The sequence below is a fragment of the Spiroplasma sp. Moj genome (assembly GCF_016082285.1).
GTDB lineage: Bacteria > Bacillota_I > Bacilli_A > Mycoplasmatales > Mycoplasmataceae > Spiroplasma > Spiroplasma phoeniceum.
Map to the genome: position 1 here is coordinate 2,391 of NZ_MQTY02000096.1, position 1,536 is coordinate 3,926.

Annotated in this window: 3 protein-coding genes; all 3 read right to left on the reverse strand. The window is 27.9% G+C overall.

What is annotated here, in order from left to right:
• Window positions 1-71: 71 nt before the first annotated feature.
• Genes rplT through infC form a run of 3 tightly spaced genes read right to left on the reverse strand, consistent with a single transcriptional unit; the run spans window position 72 to window position 1,225 of the window.
• Window positions 72-431 (reverse strand): 50S ribosomal protein L20, encoded by a 360-nt coding sequence (gene rplT / locus BST80_RS04470; protein WP_415746145.1) that lies wholly within the window; start codon window positions 429-431, stop codon window positions 72-74.
• A gap of 24 nt (window positions 432-455) precedes the next feature.
• Window positions 456-650, reverse strand: a complete 195-nt coding sequence (gene rpmI, locus BST80_RS04475; protein ID WP_126820923.1) for a 50S ribosomal protein L35 — start codon at window positions 648-650, stop codon at window positions 456-458.
• 44 nt (window positions 651-694) lie between these two features.
• Entirely contained in the window at window positions 695-1,225 is a 531-nt protein-coding gene (gene infC, locus BST80_RS04480) for a translation initiation factor IF-3 (protein ID WP_415746146.1), read from the reverse strand.
• Window positions 1,226-1,536: the final 311 nt, after the last annotated feature.

Consider the following 1,536-nt stretch of genomic DNA (forward strand, 5'->3'; position numbering starts at 1 on the left):
ANAAAAAATCCAAGATAAGAAAACGGACTTAATATTAAAATAAAAAACTACTTTTCAGAAAAGTAGTTTTGTTAATTTTTTAACGCTTGTTTTGATTTTTCTACTAACACTTTAAATTCACTTGGATTATGAATTGCTAATTCTGATAACATCTTACGATTTACTTCAATGTTAGTTTTATTTAAACCATTCATAAATTGTGAATACGACATATCATGTTCACGTACTGCAGCATTAATTCTTTGGATTCATAATGAACGAAAATCTCTTTTACGTTGCTTACGATCACGAAAAGCATACGCTCATGATTTCATTACTTGTTCTTTTGCTTTTTTGTAATGCGTTGATTTTGTTCCAAAATATCCTTTTGCTTCTTTAATAATTTTTTTACGACGTTTTCTTGTTGTTGTTCCGCCTTTAACTCTTGCCATTTGTTAATATTCCCTTCTCTTTCTTTATCCTTGTAATAGTTGTTTTAATCGACTCTGATCAGTTTGGTCCATTAAACCAGCTTTACGTAAATGACGTTTTTGTTTTGTTGTTTTATTTTGGGCTAAATGTGAAGTATATGCATGCGCAATCTTTCATTTTCCTGTTCCTGTTATTTTAACTCTTTTTGCTAAAGATTTTTTCGTTTTCATTTTTGGCATAAATTTTCCTCCTTGTCTTTTCTTTTAAAAGTTAATTTAATTAATTATTTTTTTGGTACAACATACATATCTAAAAACAAGCCATTTAACTGGGGTTCTTTTTCAATCTTTGCCAAATCTTCAATATAACTAAAAAATTTATCTAATGTTTCTTTGCCATATTCAGGTCTTGCAACTTCTCGACCACGAAACTTTAAAGAAATTTTAACACGGTTCCCATCAGTTAGAAATTCACGCACTTTTTTTGCCTTAAATTCCAAATCATGTTCACCAATTCCTGTTCGTAAACGCATCTCTTTATTTTCAGTTACATGTTGATTTTTCTTATTTTCTTTTTCTTTTTTCTTTTGTTCGTATTTATATTTTCCATAATCAACCAATTTTGCTACCGGTGGATTTGAAGCAGCTGATACTAACAATAAATCTAAACCTTTTTCTTCAGCAAAACGAACTGCTTCATTTCGCCCTAAAGGACCAACTTTATTACCATCATCTAAAATAATTAAAACTTCACGTGCTCTAATATCATAATTTACTTGCTCGATATTTTTATTGTTTTTAGTGGGTTGATTCATCTAATACCTCCATTTTAATTAATTAAAAAAACGCTCAAAAGTAGCGCTTTCATTAACAAGAATTATCTTCTTAAATGATTAAAATATAATCATTAAAAACTTTAATTTTATCTTGTAAAACCTATTAACCACACTAAAGGGCATAGGTGAGCATTAGCTACTTTAACATTTTTCAATATTAATCATATGATGTTTTTTTAATTTAGTCAATAATATTAATAAGATATTTTTGTGAAAACCATATACATTTTAGACCACTGATTTAGTCTTTAAATTAGAATGGAGATTAAAATGAAAAAGTATATGGTAAC